This is a genomic window from Martinezella paranaensis, from assembly GCF_014200235.1.
GTDB lineage: Bacteria > Pseudomonadota > Alphaproteobacteria > Rhizobiales > Rhizobiaceae > Rhizobium > Rhizobium paranaense.
On the sequence record NZ_JACHBI010000008.1, the window covers coordinates 119,867 to 136,448 of the forward strand.

The 16,582-nt window shown below is 58.9% G+C and carries 12 protein-coding genes and 1 pseudogene; 8 read left to right on the top strand and 5 right to left on the bottom strand.

The window, feature by feature from the left end:
* Nucleotides 1–772 precede the first annotated feature (772 nt).
* The 3 genes from GGD50_RS19980 to GGD50_RS19990 are packed head-to-tail and all read left to right on the top strand — an operon-like array spanning nucleotide 773 to nucleotide 4,509.
* Complete coding sequence (locus GGD50_RS19980; RefSeq protein WP_183938765.1) at nucleotides 773–2,524, top strand: SulP family inorganic anion transporter; 1,752 nt, start codon at nucleotides 773–775, stop codon at nucleotides 2,522–2,524.
* Nucleotides 2,508–3,341: a polyphosphate kinase 2 gene (gene ppk2 / locus GGD50_RS19985; protein WP_183938766.1), complete on the top strand. Its 834-nt coding sequence runs from the start codon at nucleotides 2,508–2,510 to the stop codon at nucleotides 3,339–3,341. The genes GGD50_RS19980 and ppk2 overlap by 17 nt, the downstream gene beginning before the upstream one ends.
* A gap of 28 nt (nucleotides 3,342–3,369) precedes the next feature.
* Complete coding sequence (locus tag GGD50_RS19990) at nucleotides 3,370–4,509, top strand: AI-2E family transporter (RefSeq protein WP_183938767.1); 1,140 nt, start codon at nucleotides 3,370–3,372, stop codon at nucleotides 4,507–4,509.
* 81 nt (nucleotides 4,510–4,590) lie between these two features.
* Here the strand turns inward: GGD50_RS19990 and GGD50_RS19995 are convergent, their stop codons facing one another.
* Nucleotides 4,591–4,899: a hypothetical protein gene (locus tag GGD50_RS19995; protein WP_183938768.1), complete on the bottom strand. Its 309-nt coding sequence runs from the start codon at nucleotides 4,897–4,899 to the stop codon at nucleotides 4,591–4,593.
* Between the two features lie 132 nt (nucleotides 4,900–5,031).
* On the opposite strand from GGD50_RS19995, the gene GGD50_RS20000 reads away from it, so the two are divergent.
* The 3 genes from GGD50_RS20000 (at nucleotide 5,032) to GGD50_RS20010 (ending at nucleotide 8,465) form a co-directional block, all read left to right on the top strand.
* Nucleotides 5,032–6,825, top strand: coding sequence for a tetratricopeptide repeat protein (locus GGD50_RS20000; protein WP_183938769.1), 1,794 nt, complete (start codon nucleotides 5,032–5,034; stop codon nucleotides 6,823–6,825).
* A gap of 141 nt (nucleotides 6,826–6,966) precedes the next feature.
* A complete protein-coding gene (locus GGD50_RS20005; protein WP_183938770.1) occupies nucleotides 6,967–7,308 on the top strand; it encodes a DUF3302 domain-containing protein in 342 nt (113 codons plus the stop codon).
* Complete coding sequence (locus GGD50_RS20010; protein WP_183938771.1) at nucleotides 7,308–8,465, top strand: HlyD family secretion protein; 1,158 nt, start codon at nucleotides 7,308–7,310, stop codon at nucleotides 8,463–8,465. Before GGD50_RS20005 ends, GGD50_RS20010 begins: the two co-directional genes overlap by 1 nt.
* A gap of 248 nt (nucleotides 8,466–8,713) precedes the next feature.
* On the opposite strand, the gene GGD50_RS20015 is transcribed toward GGD50_RS20010, so the two are convergent.
* On the bottom strand, nucleotides 8,714–9,733 hold the full coding sequence (locus GGD50_RS20015; RefSeq protein ID WP_183938772.1) for a quaternary amine ABC transporter ATP-binding protein: 1,020 nt from the start codon (nucleotides 9,731–9,733) through the stop codon (nucleotides 8,714–8,716).
* Between the two features lie 142 nt (nucleotides 9,734–9,875).
* Entirely contained in the window at nucleotides 9,876–10,112 is a 237-nt protein-coding gene (locus GGD50_RS33245; RefSeq protein ID WP_281397198.1) for a hypothetical protein, read from the bottom strand.
* On the opposite strand from GGD50_RS33245, the pseudogene GGD50_RS20025 reads away from it, so the two are divergent.
* A pseudogene (locus tag GGD50_RS20025) lies at nucleotides 10,023–10,223 on the top strand (helix-turn-helix domain-containing protein); the annotation flags it as partial. The gene GGD50_RS33245 and the pseudogene GGD50_RS20025 sit on opposite strands and share 90 nt — an antisense overlap.
* A 156-nt stretch (nucleotides 10,224–10,379) precedes the next feature.
* Here GGD50_RS20025 and GGD50_RS20030 read toward each other — a convergent pair.
* Nucleotides 10,380–11,324, bottom strand: a complete 945-nt coding sequence (locus GGD50_RS20030) for a LysR substrate-binding domain-containing protein (protein WP_183938773.1) — start codon at nucleotides 11,322–11,324, stop codon at nucleotides 10,380–10,382.
* 75 nt (nucleotides 11,325–11,399) lie between these two features.
* Here GGD50_RS20030 and GGD50_RS20035 point away from each other — a divergent pair, with 75 nt between their 5' ends.
* A complete protein-coding gene (locus GGD50_RS20035) occupies nucleotides 11,400–12,956 on the top strand; it encodes a trimethylamine methyltransferase family protein (protein ID WP_183938774.1) in 1,557 nt (518 codons plus the stop codon).
* 74 nt (nucleotides 12,957–13,030) lie between these two features.
* On the opposite strand, the gene GGD50_RS20040 is transcribed toward GGD50_RS20035, so the two are convergent.
* Entirely contained in the window at nucleotides 13,031–16,420 is a 3,390-nt protein-coding gene (locus GGD50_RS20040) for a response regulator (protein ID WP_183938775.1), read from the bottom strand.
* Nucleotides 16,421–16,582: the final 162 nt, after the last annotated feature.

The window sequence follows — 16,582 nt, forward strand, 5'->3', positions numbered from 1 at the left end:
CTAAGGCCCTTGCAACGCCCAACGGCCTGCAGATGCTTGCATTGCACTTGCCGCTGCTCCCATCGGCGTCGTGTTCGATCGCAACCATAATATTGCAGGCGATTGCATTAGTTATGTATAATACAAGAAGTTACGCCGCTGACCGGACGGACATCGGGGATTGCAGCTTGCTCCGCGCATCGGAAAGCGCCGCGCCGGGGAAGATTACCTTGCTGCCGGCGTAATTGTCAGAAGGGCGACCTTCTTTGGAGGGCGATAGACAGTGGAGCCGCCGGCAGGTCCGCTATCTCGAATCTGATCGCGCGGTTTGGTAGCCAAAAGCTTACCTTCGCAGCGGTGATAGCCGTTGCGAGGTCCTATGTTTGCGTACGAAGCGTCCGTCAGCAGACTTTATCCCTCCCGTGGACCATGACGCGTGCGCTGCGGTGCGGCTTCGCTCGTTTCTCAACCAAACCGCTGCACAGGGAGAAACGATCCTCGATCAGCACCGGGAAGGAGCGCGAACGTGCCTTCATAACCAGCGGTGCGCGCTTGCTCTTCCTCCGATTCATCGGTCATGGCGGCCGGCGGCATCCAGTCGGATCTGATGCGCCACGGGGATGTTACACGATGCTACACGCGTTCGGGCGGCCTCCGCGTTAAAATCTCGTCCATCTGTCATAAACCTGTCACGAAGAGGGCGAGCCCTTGCCTGAGCTATGCCTTCATCGAGCAGTGATCAAGTGTTGGGACGTCGCTCAAGCGAACGCCCTTTGCGGACGGGAGCTTTAGGATGGCCGTGAGTTTTCATCTGCCCATATTGCGGGGCCTGGGCGGCTTTCGATCCGATTGGCTGCGTAGCGACATCCCCGCCGGTCTGTCGATTGCCGCGGTCGGATTGCCCAGCGCCATCGCCTATCCCGCCATTGCCGGACTTCCGCCGGAAACCGGAATTTATGCCAGTATTGTCGCTCCTATTGCATACGCCCTCTTCGGGCCGTCGCGATTATTGGTGGTCGGACCCGACGCCGCGACGATGACCGTGCTTGCCGCTGCCATGGGTGCGGTGGTCGCCGCCATGCCTGCCGGAACTCCGGTTGATCGAGTCGCCATTGCTGCCGCCCTCGCTTTGGGCGTCGGGTGTTTCTGTTTCGCCGCTCGGCTACTGCGCCTGGGCATTTTGGCGAACTTTCTCTCGCGGCCTATCCTCGTTGGTTTCTTCGCCGGCGTATCGCTTTCCATCCTGGTGGGCCAGATCAGCCGGTTTACGGGTGTCCGCATTGAATCGGATGGTCTCCTGGCGCCGGTTGCGGAAATCCTTCGCAAGAGCGCATCCATCCATTGGCCCTCATTGCTGTTCGGGCTGGCCATGTTTTGTCTGCTATGGGTCGCAAAGGCGATGCGTTCCCGTATACCGGGACCCGTGCTCGTCGTTGTCGTATCCTTCCTGCTATCCGCCATCTTCGATTTTCAGGGGCGCGGAATTGCCGTGATCGGCGACATTCCTCGCGGGCTTCCGTCGATTAGCTTGCCGCCGATCTCGCAATTGCCGCTCGACAAGATCGCCCTGGGATCGGCCGCTGTTTTCCTCGTCAGCTTTGGTGCAGGCATTGTCGCTGCCCGTAGTTTCGGAGCAAAGGCGGGCGAGGAGGTCGATGCCAATCAGGAATTGATCGGTCTGGGTGCTGCCAACATCGCGCCCGGCCTGTTTGGCGCATTCCCGATCAGCGTTTCGGATTCGAGAACGGCGATCAATTTTTCGGTGGGCGGCCGTTCGCAGGCATCCGGCCTGGTGTCTGCAGCGACGTTGATTGCGGCCCTGGTCTTCCTGCACAGCGCCTTGCGCATCCTGCCTATTCCCGCCCTTGCGGCAATACTTGCGACTGCTGCGATCGGCCTTATCGATGTTCATGAGCTGAAAAGAATATGGCAGATCAGCAGAATGGAATTCGTCTTCGCGCTGATCGCCATGTGGGGCGCCATTAGCTTCGGCGTTCTAAACGGCGTGGTCGTCGCCATCGTTGCGACGCTGATCTATCTCCTGCGCAAGACGATGTTTCCTCGCGATACGCTTCTCGGGCGCATTCCCGGCCGGGACGGCTTTTACGATATGCAGCGCTTTCCGGATGCCGCTGCCATCCAGGGCGTGGCGATATGCCTGATCCAGGGCAGCGTGCTGTTCTACAATGCCGATTACGTTCGCATAAGACTGCGCGACATCGCCAAAAGCCTCGCGCCGGACACACGCCGCTTCGTGCTCGACGCCAGCGCAATGGTCCACCTCGACAGCACGGGTGCTGCGGCGCTCGATGCGGTTCAGGAGGCTCTGCAGCAGCAAGGTATCGTCTTTTGCGTAGCGGAGCTGAACGCTGAGGCCAGGGCGCTGCTGGAGCGCGCGGGAGTCGCCGATCGTATCGGCGCGATGAGTTTCTTTGACGACAAAGAGGATGCAATCGGGTCGTTCCGTCTTCAGGAGGCGGAGCGCAAGGCAGTGCAAAACGAGACACCGCAATTCAGGGAGGGAAGTCATGAACAAGATGTATGACCCCAATCGTGACGGGGAGACAGATGGCGGCTCAAAGAAGAAAAAGCGGAACAAGGATTACGAAAAAGAGATCGCAAAGCTGCAGGTCGAACTTGCGCACCTGCAGGCTTGGGTCAAAAGCTCCGGCGCCCGCATCGTGATCATTTTCGAGGGCCGCGATGCGGCCGGCAAGGGTGGCATGATCAAGCGCATTACGGAACGCGTCAGTCCGCGTGTATTTCGCGTGGTTGCCCTGCCGGCACCCAACGACCGTGAAAAGTCGCAGATCTATATGCAGCGTTATATCGCTCATTTGCCCGCGGCAGGCGAGGTCGTGATCTTCGATCGCAGTTGGTACAACCGCCCCGGCGTCGATCGGGTCATGGGCTTCGCCACGGAAAAGAAGGCTAAGCGCTTCCTTGAGCTTGCTCCTCGTTTTGAGGCCGCCATTGTCGAGAGTGGCACAGTTCTGCTGAAATATTTCCTGACTGTCAGCGAAGCGGAGCAAGAGCGTCGCTTCAGACGTCGGATCGACGATCCGGTACGGCAATGGAAGTTAAGTCCGATGGACGTGGAGTCCTATCGTCGTTGGTGGGACTATACGCGGGCCTACGACGAAATGATCAGAATGACGGATACTCAGCACGCTCCCTGGTGGATCGTCCCTTCAGATGACAAGAAGCACGCCCGCATCAATTGCATCTCGCATATTCTGAAGTCGATTCCCTATGAGCGAGTGAAGTTCGATAAACCTGAATTGGGCAAGCGGCAGAAGCGACCCGGGGATTATGTTGAGGACGAGGGCGTCCGCAATATCGTTCCGGACCTTAACTGGTAGACCACAGAATGTGGCGGGAGCTTATGCCATGCAGTCAATCTCAGCTCCGCCCGCACAGGAATTAGCGGGAGATACCAACAGCGTCCGAACGAGCCCGAGCTCCGCCGACGCACGAATAGGCGAATTCATCCGGCTCGCTGTCGCCGGCCTTTTCGCCTATTGGTCCTTTACGATCGTCGCTCCCTTCATCTTGATCATCGCCTGGGCGGCTATACTGGCAGTCGCCCTTTTTCCCGTCTTTGAATTGTTGAGAAAGTTGCTTGGCCCTCGAGGCATTGCCGCGGCAGTTTTGATCGTGATTGCGTGCCTTGCGATCGTGATCGCGCCGCTGGCAACCATCCTGTTTGGCTTCGCCGACGGTACGCGCGCGCTTCTAACCGGCCTGAAGGAAGGGACGATCGCGTTGCCCTCAGCGCCGGAGAGCATAAAAGCGTGGCCCTATTTCGGAGAGCGCGCTTTTGAGCTTTGGAACTATGCCATAGCCAATTTTGCTGAGATGCTGAAGCAGTTCCAGGAGCCGATAAGAGCGGCCGCCGGCGTCATTCTGGAGAGAACAGCGGCTCTTGCAGGCGGCGTGCTCAGTTTCATTGCATCCCTGTTGCTTTGCGGCGTTTTCCTGGTCACTAGGCAGCAGTTGGTGTCGGCGGTGAACCTTGTCGTCACCCGGATCGCAGGCAATCGGGGAACCGATTTTGTTCGTCTGGCAAGCATAACGGTCCGCAATGTGTCTCGCGGCATCATCGGTATCGCATTGCTGCAGACGCTTCTGTGCGGGCTTCTCCTGTTTCTTTTCGACGTTCCTGCTCAGGGAGTGTTGAGCTTTGTCGTTTTCATACTCTGCATCATCCAGATCGGACCTGGCATCGTGCTGCTGCCCCTGGTCATTTGGGCCTGGTTCGCATGGCCATTCACGGACGCCTTATTGTTCATGCTCCTCGCAGTGCCGATCGCCCTTCTGGATAATATTCTAAAGCCGATTTTGATCTCGCGCGGCTTGTCCACCCCGATGCCTCTGATCTTGCTTGGCGTCATCGGTGGAACCCTGGCACACGGGTTGGTGGGCTTATTTCTCGGGCCGGTCGTCCTTGGTGTTTTCTATGATCTGTTTGTGGCCTGGACAAATCCCACAGTTCCCGCCGGTGAGAGTCCCGCAGTGACGTCGGCTTGAGAGGACGGATCGCGGCTGGTTATCGCCGCCTGCTGCCGAGCCATACTCATCGGCAGTGTCGATATGCTCTTCAAAGCAGCACTATGATTTCGGGCGCGCGGACGGTGCGCGCAAGATCACGATCTTCGAATTGCGGAGCGCATCACGAATTTCGCCAGTAAGAGCCTCGACGAGACCGGCATACTCCTGGCGCCGTACTTCCCGGACATTATCAGGCAGGTAGTCCACTCGCGTCAGTGTTTCGACGGCGGCTGCAAGGTCTTCGCACATGCTGCGGAAAGTCTCGTCGGCGCTAAAGAGCTGTTGCACGCGCGCGACTTCATCAGGGAAGCGCACTTCGACAATTTGGAGTGCGGACAAATGCGTTAAATTGTTCTTTCCCGATATCATTTTCCGCCCCGTACGTCACGGTCACGTTAAAGGAGATTGAGACATTATATTGCCACAACGTAAATTAGAGGCGTAATATACATGAACATACAAGGGCGATAAGACGACCGCTATGGTCGCGGAGGGGATACCATGCAAAGCGCTTGGGCAAGCGGCGGGGACGACGCGTCGTCTCCTGATATGTGGGAGATCAGAGAACAGCTACAGCGCATCCTTTCAAGCGAGGAGTTTTTGGCGCCGGAACGGGGCCGCAGGTTCTTGGAATACGTCGTCGAAGAGACGCTTGCCGGGCGCGCTGACTACCTCAAGGCCTATACGATCGCACAGGAGGTTTTTACCCGGGATGCATCGTTCGACGCGCAAAATGACCCGGTCGTCAGAATAGAAGCGGGCCGGATTCGACGAGGCCTCGAACGCTATTATTTGGTTGCCGGGCATGATGACCGGATCGTCATTACTATACCGAAAGGGGCCTATATCCCCTGTTTTCGGTACGCTGCTGCCGCGGAGATGCGGCCCGATCCGCCCGAGACGAAAGATGTCTCGGAGACCGAACCCGAAATCCAGAAGCCAATGATTGCGGCGGATCGCAGGGACGCACCGCCGCCGCCCGTGTGGCTGTGGTATGCGATCGGGGCGGCGATAGCCTTGGCGACGTTTGTTGCCGTTGTTCCGCCGCTCAGCGTCCTTTTCTTTTCATCGCGTGGCATTCAAAATATCACCCCGGTGGCGGCGGGAGTAACCGTTCCCAAAGTTCTCGTCGAACCTTTCGAAGAAATATCAAAAGGGGGCGGGTCCGCCGACGTTGCCCGTGGCCTCACGGAAGAGGTCATTGGCGAGCTTGCGAAGTTCAAGGAAATTGCCGTCATTGCAAAACAGCCGCCTTCGAGGCCCGACACGCGCGTGGAAGAGCCGCGCTTTGCGCTGCAGGGCGGCGTTCGCGTCGACGGAAACAAGCTTCGGCTAACGACCAGACTCGTCCGCCGTTCCGATGGATCGGTGATCTGGGCGAACAATTACGACAGGGACCTTCGAGTGCAGGATATGCTCGAGGTCGAAGCCGATGTTGCGCGGCGGGTTGCGACGGCTGTCGCCCAACCTTACGGCCTGATCTTCCAGGCCGACGTGCCGCGCCTGACCGAGTCTCCTCCCAATGACTGGGACGCTTATGCATGTACCCTGTCCTATTACAACTACCGAATCGAACTGAACCCGCAAAACCATGCGGAAGTGCAGGACTGTCTCAAGCGTACGACCGCGCGGCTTCCGAACTACGCCACCTCATGGGCATTGCTTTCTCTGACCTATCTGGACGAGGTCCGCTTCCAATATCGGCTGGACGTGCCGCAATCGGCTCAGCCGTTGACGCTGGCTCTTGAAACCGCAAAGCGCGCGGTTGAACTCGATCCCGAGAATGCACGGGCATTGCAGGCCTTGATGCTGGCGAACTTCTTCAATGGCGACGTCGACGCTGCACTGAAGGCGGGAGCCGCCGCCTATGCGATCAATCCCAACGACACGGAAGTTTCCGGAGAATATGGTTTCAGACTTGCCTTCTCCGGCAGATGGGAAACGGGCTGCGAACTGATGTCGAGTGCCATCAGCAGAAACCCCGGCCCGATCGGATATTATGAAGTGGGCATGGCAATGTGCGCCTACATTCGGGGCGACTACCAGGCGGCCGAACTATGGGCGCGCATGGCAGATCTCAAATATAACCCCATGCACCATCTTGTCCTGCTCGCGATTCTTGGTGCTCAGGGCAAAGTCGAGGAAGCCGGCCATGAACAGGAGTGGCTGAAATCGAATGCGCCCGCGTTGCTGGTCAACATCCGCAGGGAAGTCGCAAAGCGCCTGCAGCGGCCCTCGGATCAAGAGCTTTTTCTGACCAGTTTAAAAGCCGCCGGCGTCGCGATTACACCCTGAAGCGTGGCGTTTTGCCGACCTAAACAAAGAGCGGCCAATAGACGATACGTGATGCTACAGGCGTTTGAGGTCTGGCAGCGTTACTATCTCCTCCTTGACTACGGCTGGTCGGCTCCGTGATGCAGCCGAAAAGGAGGAACCGTGTTTCTCGACTATTTCGCACTTGGGGTGTTGTTTTTCGTAGTGATCACTTTGTTCTACGCAGTGATCGCGATTCATGACATCCCCCACCTGATTGCCAAGGCCCGTAATCATCCTCATCAAGACGCGATCCATGTTGCCGGATGGGTTAGCCTGTTCACCCTGCACGCCATCTGGCCGTTTCTATTTATCTGGGCAACGCTTTATCGGGAGGACCGCGGCTGGGGAATCCGGCCTGACGGCAAGCTTTCGCGCGAAGCGGAGGCAAACGCTGAAATCGCGCGTCTTCACGCCCGGATCGCCGAGCTCGAAGCGCTCCCGCTGGAGAAGGAGAAAATCTGATGGATCTGCTTCTCATACTCACTTATGCCGCGCTCTGCTGGACGATCTTCAAGATATTCCGGATCCCGGTGAACCAGTGGACACTGGCGACCGCCGTGCTTGGCGGCATCTTTCTGATCTCTGCCTTGCTCCTCATCATGAGCTACAATCATCCTTATTCCAGCGACGGACGGGTCTATTTCACCTCGGCACCTGTCATCCCGGTCGTCGGGGGCCAAGTCGTAGAGGTCCCGGTCACGCCAAACCAGCCGCTGAAGAAGGGCGACGTCCTCTTCCGGATCGATCCCAGACCCTATCAGTTTGTCGTCGATCAGAAGAAGGCAGCTTTGGCTGAGGCGAAGCAGACGGTTCTTCAATTGAAGGCTGCTCTCGATGCCGCCAACGCTGCGGTCACCGGGGCTGAGGCATCGCGCGACCGTTCCCTGCAGGCGTTCGAGAAATTCCAGCAGTCGAATGAAAACGCAAAGTCCAGCGGCAGGGGCGCGGTCTATTCCGAACTCGAGGTCGAGAACCGGCGTGGGATCTATCTGACCGCGGAAGCGGCGGCCGATACGGCACGCGCTCAAGCAGCTCAGGCCAGGCTGGCCTATGAATCCGAAATCAATGGCACGAACCCAACCGTGGCCCGACTGACCGCGGAACTGGGGAATGCCGAATATGAGCTTGACCAGACGACGGTGCGCGCGCCGACCGACGGCTATGTAACGCAGGTCTTTCTCCGTCCGGGGATGATGGCCAATCCGCTGCCGCTGCGTCCTGTCATGGTCTTCATCAACAGCGAAGACCGCATGCTGGCCGCAGCATTCATTCAGAACTCACTGCAACGCGTGCGCGTTGGCGATGAAGCGGAAGTCGCTTTCAAAGCGGTACCGGGCAAGATATTCAAAGCGCGCGTCCAAGAGGTCATCGACGTTATGGCTCAAGGCCAGCTTCAGCCGGGCGGCGCCTTGATAGATCCGCAGTCACCGGAGCGTGCCGCACCGGGACAAACGCTTGCCCGCATCGAATTGCTCGAAGATACCGACAAATACCAGTTGCCGGGCGGTGTTGTCGCGGAGGTGGCTGTATATACCGAGCACTGGCATCACGTCGCCGTCCTCCGAAAGGTCCTTCTGCGCATGAGCAGTTGGATGAACTACGTCTTCCTGGAGCACTAAAGCTCGTCGCGATCTTTCAGATTCGCTCCCACGCTGTAGCTCCTTGTTTGTGCATGTCGTTTTCGCAAAACCGCCGCACACTTTTGCGCGACATGCACTAACGGCCCTCCCTGTGGCGATATCAAATTGCCATTCAAGAAAAAAAGCTGGCAATGACATTGTCATTGCCAGCAAAGCACTTGCCGAGACTAGGAGAACCCGGCAAGTCGGGAGGGTTTGTGGGACCAGTGGCGCGGTCAAGATCGACGTTATCCGCTCACCGCATTCAGGAGGCCGTGTCGAGAAATCACCCCAACCGGCCGTTCGCCATCCAGGACGGTGATTTCTCCATCATGCTCCTTGGCGATTTGCAGAAGCCTCGACAGCTTGTCCGTTGCAAGGACGGTTGGGCCGGATTCAAAAAGGTGCGTCACGTCGACAGGCTGCATCACCCTTCCAGCGGAAACCAGTTCGAGCCGGGAAATTCCCTTCACGAAGTCGGCGACGTAGTCGTCCGCTGGTTCCGTCACGATCTGCTCCGGCGTTCCCACCTGGACAAACCGTCCGTCCTTCATGATTGCGATGTGCGTTCCAAGCCGGATGGCCTCGTCCAGATCATGGGTGATGAATACGGTCGTCTTTTTGAGCACCTTCGACAGTTCGAGGAACTGCTCCTGGAGCTGGCGTCTGATCAATGGATCGAGGGCGGAGAAGGGCTCGTCCATCAGCAAGATCTCCGGATCGGCTGCCATCGCCCTTGCAAGACAGACGCGCTGCTTCATGCCGCCGGATAGCTCATCAGGGAAGCGGTCACCCCAGCCGTCCAAGCTCACCAGCTTGCGTTTTTCGATTGCGATCTTGTGGCGCTCGTTCCGGTTCATACCCCGCAGCTCCAAGCTGAGCGCCACGTTGTCGATCACCGTGCGGTGCGGAAGCAACGCCATGTTCTGGAAGACCATTCCCACGCTCTGAGAGCGCAGTTGCCTGAGTTGCGGCCCCTGCAGCGCGTTGACGTTCTGATTGGCGACGTGGATCTCGCCGGCCGTCGGTTCGACAAGGCGATTGATATGCCGGACCAATGTGGACTTCCCGGAACCGGAAAGTCCCATGATACAGAAAATCTCACCCCTTCCGACAGAGAACGAGACATCCGCCACCCCGACGACACAGCCAAACCGCTCCAAGATTTCCTTCTTGCCCAGTCCATGGTCGTTAATGGCTTTGTGCGCGTCCTTCGATTTCTCGCCGAAAATTTTCCAAACGTTCCTGCATTCGACTGTCTCATCCATGAGCGCATTCCTCAATTCTTGATGGCCGACGACTGCGGCACTTCGGCAGGGGCGTGTGAGCTTCCCATGAAAGACCGGACGAGGCCGACTGGCCCGCGTGTGAGCCATTCACCCCGCTTGGTTGGTTTTGCGAGCGCTTGTGTCAAACGATCCAGCACGATCGCGAGGGCGACATGCCGAGGCCACCGACGGTCGCTATGCCGATATCGAGACGCCCAATGCCCCGCAGCACCATCTGGCCGAGGCCGCCGACGGCAATCATCGAACCGATGACGACCATTGAAAGCGACGTCTCGATCGGGCAAGGCAACTGATAAAAGCCACCAACAAACCCATTGTCGACATCGCAGTGGCATGCGGCTTTGTCTCGGCCACTCACTTTTCGAAATGCTATCGTCTTCTGTATGGGTGCAGCCCGCAGCAAACAAGACTGGACTGTATGAAGACAGTTGGGGTTCGGAAGAAGAAGCGACATACCGCATTCCAATAGACGCCGCATTCGGCACTTTTGCGGGTCTGCGACCCCCAACGACGGTGGCCGGACCAAGAAATTGCCGCTTCCAGTGACGTAACGCGCGTTACTGGCTGCCGTCATAGGCTGAGTTTCTGAGTGCGATGGGGTCGCCTATCGCACTCAGGGCGAGTTTCATCGTGGTGCGCTGAGGATCTCCCCCTCTTGGCGGCTACGTCGTCCCTCCTCGACGAGCCAGTCACGCACCCGTCTTGCCTGGGTATTGAGTTCTCTCGAGCGCGGCCAGACGACGTGGAAGGCCAGGTTGGTGTGCAGGACATGCCCGCCCACGGGAACCAGCGCTTTCGATCGGATCTGCTCCTCGATAAGATGCTGCCAACCGAGGGCCACGCCTTCGCCTGCCAGAACGGCCTGTATGACGAGCACATAATCGTTGATCGCCAGCCGCCGCGGTTGAGCGGAATATCGGACCCCCGCGCTTGCGAACCACTCAGACCAATCGTAGGCGGCTCTCACAGGTTCTTCCAAATGGATGAGGGGTAACGTCACGAGGTCTTCGGGCCGCTCGGGAAGACCGCGCCGTTCGACAAAGCCGGCGCTTGCGACGGGAAAAACAACTTCCGGCGCGAGCATGGCGGAATGATAGCGCGGCCAGCTTGCCGGATCGCCGCCACGAACGCCAAGCGGGATCGGTTCCTCGTCTAGATCGAGGTCACGCACGCTGGTCTGGATGCGCAGATCGATGTCTGGAAGGTCGGCACGGAGACGGGCCAAACGCGGCAACATCCACATGGAACCGAATGCGGTCGAGGCCGCCAGCGTGACATTGGCTTCTCGGCCTTTCGTTCTGATGTCCTCCGCCGACTTCTGGATGCGCGAAAGGCCGACGGTGACATCCGCATGGAAACGCTCGCCGACATCAGTCAATTCGACGCTGCGATGCTCGCGATGAAAAAGGGGTATGCCAAGCTGGTCTTCGAGTTTCCGCACGGCAAAGGAGACGGCAGCCTGGGTCATGCCGAGTTCTTCGGCGGCCCGGCTAAAATTTTGATGCCTTCCGGCCGCCTCGAAAATTATGAGACTGGAGGCGGACGGCAAAAGTCTTCTGAAGGTTTGCATAAACAGAGCTTATACAAAAGCCAAGTTTTTTCCAGCGTTACAAAGCCTCAAAGTCGTTTAGCCTCTATCCGGATTATGGAGGCGGAAATGACTGAGGTAACTGAAGAGAGCACTGGCAGACGTGGACGAAGTGGGCGGTCCGCCCGACGCGATGGCGTGGGGAAAGTCCACGCTCCCTATATCGTTCGCAACATTCCGACCTATGACATTCTCTCGGAAGAGAACCTGCAAAAGATCGAACGCACCGCGGACCGCATTCTGGCAGAAATTGGCATAGAGTTTCGCGACGATCCGGTGGCCGTCGAACACTGGAAGAAGGCCGGGGCCAAGGTGGACGGCGTGCGCGTTCGCTTCGAACCGGGAATGCTTCGTGAGATTGTCTTGTCTGCCCCGAGTGTCTTCACCCAGCACGCCCGCAATCCGGCAAACAGTGTGCAGATCGGGGGAGGCAATGTGGTCTTCTCGCCAGCCTATGGTTCGCCCTTCGTCATGGACCAGGACAAAGGCCGTCGGTACGGCACCATCGAAGACTTTCGCAATTTCATCAAGCTCGCTCAGGCGAGCCCGTGGCTGCATCATTCCGGGGGGACGATCTGCGAGCCGGTCGACGTGCCGGTGAACAAGCGTCACCTCGATATGGTCTACAGCCACATCAAATATTCCGACCGCGCGTTCATGGGCTCTGTGACGGCGGAGGAGCGCGCAGAGGATTCGATCGAGATGACGCGGCTCCTTTTCGGTGCGGACTTTGTCGACAAAAACTGCGTCATCCTCGGCAACGTCAATGTAAACTCTCCCCTTGTCTGGGACGGCACCATGACGAGGTCGCTGCGCGCCTACGCCCGCGCCAATCAGGCTGCAGTCATCGTGCCGTTCATTCTGGGTGGTGCCATGGGGCCGGTCACGAACGCCGGGGCTATCGCCCAATCCTATGCGGAAACGCTCGCCGGCTGCGCTCTGACCCAGCTCGAACGTAAGGGGGCGCCGGTTATTTTCGGCAACTTCCTGTCTTCGATGTCACTACGGTCGGGATCGCCCACCTTCGGCACTCCCGAGCCCGCCATTGGCTCGATGGTCATCGGGCAGCTCGCACGGCGGCTGAAGCTGCCTTTGCGGTGTGCAGGCAACTTCTCCAACTCCAAGCTCCCCGACGGTCAGGCCATGCAGGAGGGGCTGATGTCCATGCTGTCGGCCATTCACTGCGGCGCGAACTTCATCCTGCATTCGGCGGGCTTCCTCGATGGCCTTCTGTCCATGTCCTACGAGAAATTCGTGATGGATGCGGACCTCTGCGGAGCGCTCCATTCCTATCTTGCCGGCGTCACGGTAGACGACAACACGCTGGCCTACGACGCGTTCGAAGAAGTGGGGCCAGGCAGCCATTTCCTCGGCTCCGCCCATACGATGCGAAACTACCAGACCGCATTCTGGCAAACGACTCTGTCGGACAACGAGCCTTTCGAGAAGTGGAGCGAGGAGGGCGGATCGACTGACATTGCGACCCGCGCCAATCGGCAGTGGAAGAGCACGCTCGCAGACTACGAAGCCCCACCTCTCGACATCGCCCTGGACGACGCCCTGTGTGAGTTCGTCGCCAAACGCAAGTCGTCGATGGCCGATGGCTGGTACTGAGGGGCAACCGAGGCAGTCGATCCGCTGCCCTACTGCCGCGCCAAAACGTTGAGCGTATCGTGCAATGTCCCTGCTCAGTTCAAGTTGCGGCCATCGCGAACCATGGCCCGTAACTGATCGAGATCCCGATGCAATGTCTCGGCGAGATCGCTGAGGTCGGCATCCAGGCTGGTTTTGGTGGCATGGGCGAGCGCGAACTCACCCGAGCGTATGACGTCGCGCCAGCGGGGCTGAAGTGGCAGGGTTTCGAGCAGTAGATATTTCTCGAGTGTTCGGGCCTGCAGCGAAGAGCGGTCGAGGTTCACGCGCCAGATTCCACTGCGCTCGGCGAAGTCGATCTTGCCTTTGCCTGTCATCCGTTTCCAGAGCTCCAGGCTCTGTTTCATGACATCGATGATGGTCAGGCGAAAGGCGCGCTGGTGCTTCGGCTCACCTTGCGGTTCGAGGGACAGAGCATCGGCGTGCTCAGGCTCCGGCACCAAAACGGTCAGGTTGGCGCCGGCGCTGTCGATTGCTCCCAATACGTGGTGAACCACGCGGTCTCTGCGGAGCATATCGCTCGCCGAAACCGGTTGAATGACGAGCGCAAGTCCGCCGCCGGTTCCGATATCGAACTCGAAGACGCTGAGCGTGAATGCATCGCCGCCAAGGCGAACGCTCGGCTGGAAAAATTCTCCCTCCCGTTTCACGGCCTGATACATGGCTTCAGCAAGCTCGGTCCCCGTCAACGATGAAAGCGCTGTTTCGTTTGCGATGATCGGCATGTCAAACATGCCGAGGGCAGCCTGGTTTGCGTAGATGATCCGGTGCTGGTGATCGGTGCAGAGAATTGCCACCTCGAAAATCTCAAGAAGTCTGGCCATACGCTGCTGCGACAGCCGAAGCGCGTCCTCGACTTCAACCCTTCGCTCGATCTCGGCCTTAAGCGAGCTGTTTTCGCGGATCTGGCTGCGTGCGCGTGCGGCCTCCAGCAGCGTCGCCACCCTGGCCAAAAGCTCGTCCTTGACGAAGGGTTTGACGACATAATCATTCGCGCCATGTTCGAAGCCGGCGATCACGTCGCGCGTGCGGCTGCGCGCTGTTACCATGATGATCGGCACATCGAGCAAGTCGTAGCGCTCGCGGATGGCCTTGGCGACTTCCAGCCCGCTCATCCCGGGCATCATCACATCGAGCACGACGAGATCGGGCTTCACGCGATTGATGAAGGCCAGCGCATCCGCACCGCTTTCCGTCGCGCGCACGACATAGCCGACCGGCTGCAGCACATTGCGCAGCACCTGGATGTTGATCGGCTCGTCGTCGACCACAAGGATCAGCGGCGCGCCGGGAGCCATCGGTGCATCGGCGGCGATCTGGCTGCGGGCGATCATGTCGACCGTTTCGTGGAGCCGCTTCTGATCGAGTTCCTCGCCGAAATAATCGATATAGGACGGCTCGACCGTTGCGGCCGGCAGCACGAGCGTGAAGCGTGATCCTTCGCCCAGGACGGAATGGGCGGTAAGCTTGCCATTGAGGAAGGTAGCGAGCTGGCGGGCGATGGTCAGCCCGAGGCCAGTGCCGGCCGGTCCTCGTGTGCCATCCCCGAAGCCCGCCTGCTCCAGAGGCTGGAAAATGCGTTCGAGGCTATCGCTGGCAATGCCGACGCCCGTATCCTCGACGCTGATCGCCACATTCTTGCCGGCCGGCGTGGCAACGACCCGGATCGTGCTCTGGCCGGCATATTTGATAGCGTTTCCAAGGAGATTGTAGAGGATCTGCTCGAAACGCACGGGGTCAGCCATCACGAAGGGAATATCTTCGGGGATATCGACCTCAAGGGCCACCGGCTCGCCGCGTAGCAGCGGTTCGCACATTTTCAGCACATTGCTGACGCTGGTTGCGATATGCACCGGGTGGATGTCGAGCCGCATGCGGCCCTGGCGGATGCGGTAGAGATCAAGCAGATCGTCCACCAGACGCGAAAGCCGTCGGGCGCTGAAGCTGATGAGCTGAAGCTGGTTGCGCTGGGTTGCCGTCAATTCACCGGCCACACCCGCCACCAGGGTTTCGGAAATGCCGATAATGCCGTTCAAGGGCGTGCGCAATTCATGCGACGTGTTGGCGACGAAGGCGTCCTTCATCCGGTCCACCTCTTCGAGGGCCTTGTTCTTCTCCTCGATCAAGCCGACATGCGTTTCCAGTTCGGCGTTTTTCTGATTGATGAGGTTGAGCTGCTCGCGCACGGCATCGCGCATGCGCGTGAAACTCGCCGTCAGCCGGCCGAGTTCGGACGGGTTTTTGATCGTCGGCATGGCATGATCGAGATCGCCGTCGGCGATCGCGCCTGCCGCATCGGTCAGGCGCTGCACGGGCCGGGTCATCGTGCCGGAGAGATAAAAGACCAGGGTGACGAGCACAGGCAGCAGAACCAGGGCCAGCGTGATGACGATCTGCCGGAGGGAATTGCTGTTGGCGAAGGCGACAGATTCCGGCACTTCGGCAACCAAGCTCCAGGGAACGCCGCCAAAATGCAATTGGACATTTGCCGCAAGCGCCGGAACGTCGCCAAGCCCGTCCTCAACGAGCGCCGTGCCGGAGGGCGTGCTGTCACCGATCGCCGCGGGATTGCTACGCGCACCCGGCTGATGACCCGCCGGCGCAGAGATGTAGAAACCATCGGAATTGAGGAGATAGAGACTGCTGGTTTCCCCCTGCTGCGACTGAACGATCCGGTTGAGCCCCTTGGTGCCCATGCGGAAGATGACCATGCCGCGCACTTTGTTGTAGAAGGCAACGCGAACGGCGACGTAGGCGCCGAATTTGCCGGTGACCGGATCGGTGGTGAAATCGCCCACCAACATGGTCCGCTCCCGGGGCGCTTCGGCCATGGCGCGCGCCAGGCGGGAGAGGGGCGTCGGGGCAACCAGCGTCTTCAGGTCCGTACCAAGATAGCGGTCCTTCTCGACCGAATAGACGACACGCTGTTCCGGGGTGATGAGGTACAGATTTTCGAATTCGGACGTCGTGACGAAGCTGACGAAATCATCGTGGAACTGCTGATGAGCGTTGGCATATTCGAGCGCCGAACGCAGCATGGCGTCATTGTCCTTCGGCAGCGCCGCGCCGCCACCATCGTTGTCGATCCCGAACATCTGGCGCAGGATGGCGGTTGCCCGCTCGGGCGAAGGATCGATCTGGCGAAACGCATAGGCAAAACCATAAAAGTCGCCGATCGAATAGCGCACGGCATTCGACTGGCTGAGGCTTTCAGCCTGCCTTGTGGCAAAGGTCAGATATTGTTCGATTTCGCTGCGCTTGGCGTCTCGAACGAAGGCGAGCTTGGCAAAAGTCTCCACCGTGACGCTGCGATTGAGGATGTAGAAGAAGGCGGAAGCGGTGGCCAGCAATGGCAGCAGGCTGATCGCCAGGAGGATGAGCAGAAGACGGCCCCGAAATCCGGATGGCGACAGCGCTCTCAGCATCGGCAGTATTCCCGCATCATGTCTGGTATGCCCTCCTCCCGCTTTCCCCATGGCGGATAATTCCGGCCAATCTATACAATTGCGGAAAAAGGGGAGTCGGTTTTTTCGATATGATCGGAATTTCCGGTTTTGACGATTTTGCCGCAACTCTTGCCGGAATTG

Bases quoted from the DNA above. Each gene is read 5' to 3' on its own strand.
- GGD50_RS19980 (WP_183938765.1), top strand. From the start codon at position 773: ATGGCCGTGAGTTTTCATCTGCCCATATTGCGGGGCCTGGGCGGCTTT.
- ppk2 (WP_183938766.1), top strand. From the start codon at position 2,508: ATGAACAAGATGTATGACCCCAATCGTGACGGGGAGACAGATGGCGGC.
- GGD50_RS19990 (WP_183938767.1), top strand. From the start codon at position 3,370: ATGCAGTCAATCTCAGCTCCGCCCGCACAGGAATTAGCGGGAGATACC.
- GGD50_RS19995 (WP_183938768.1), bottom strand. From the start codon at position 4,899: ATGATATCGGGAAAGAACAATTTAACGCATTTGTCCGCACTCCAAATT.
- GGD50_RS20000 (WP_183938769.1), top strand. From the start codon at position 5,032: ATGCAAAGCGCTTGGGCAAGCGGCGGGGACGACGCGTCGTCTCCTGAT.
- GGD50_RS20010 (WP_183938771.1), top strand. From the start codon at position 7,308: ATGGATCTGCTTCTCATACTCACTTATGCCGCGCTCTGCTGGACGATC.
- GGD50_RS20015 (WP_183938772.1), bottom strand. From the start codon at position 9,733: ATGGATGAGACAGTCGAATGCAGGAACGTTTGGAAAATTTTCGGCGAG.
- GGD50_RS20030 (WP_183938773.1), bottom strand. From the start codon at position 11,324: ATGCAAACCTTCAGAAGACTTTTGCCGTCCGCCTCCAGTCTCATAATT.
- GGD50_RS20035 (WP_183938774.1), top strand. From the start codon at position 11,400: ATGGAGGCGGAAATGACTGAGGTAACTGAAGAGAGCACTGGCAGACGT.
- GGD50_RS20040 (WP_183938775.1), bottom strand. From the start codon at position 16,420: ATGCTGAGAGCGCTGTCGCCATCCGGATTTCGGGGCCGTCTTCTGCTC.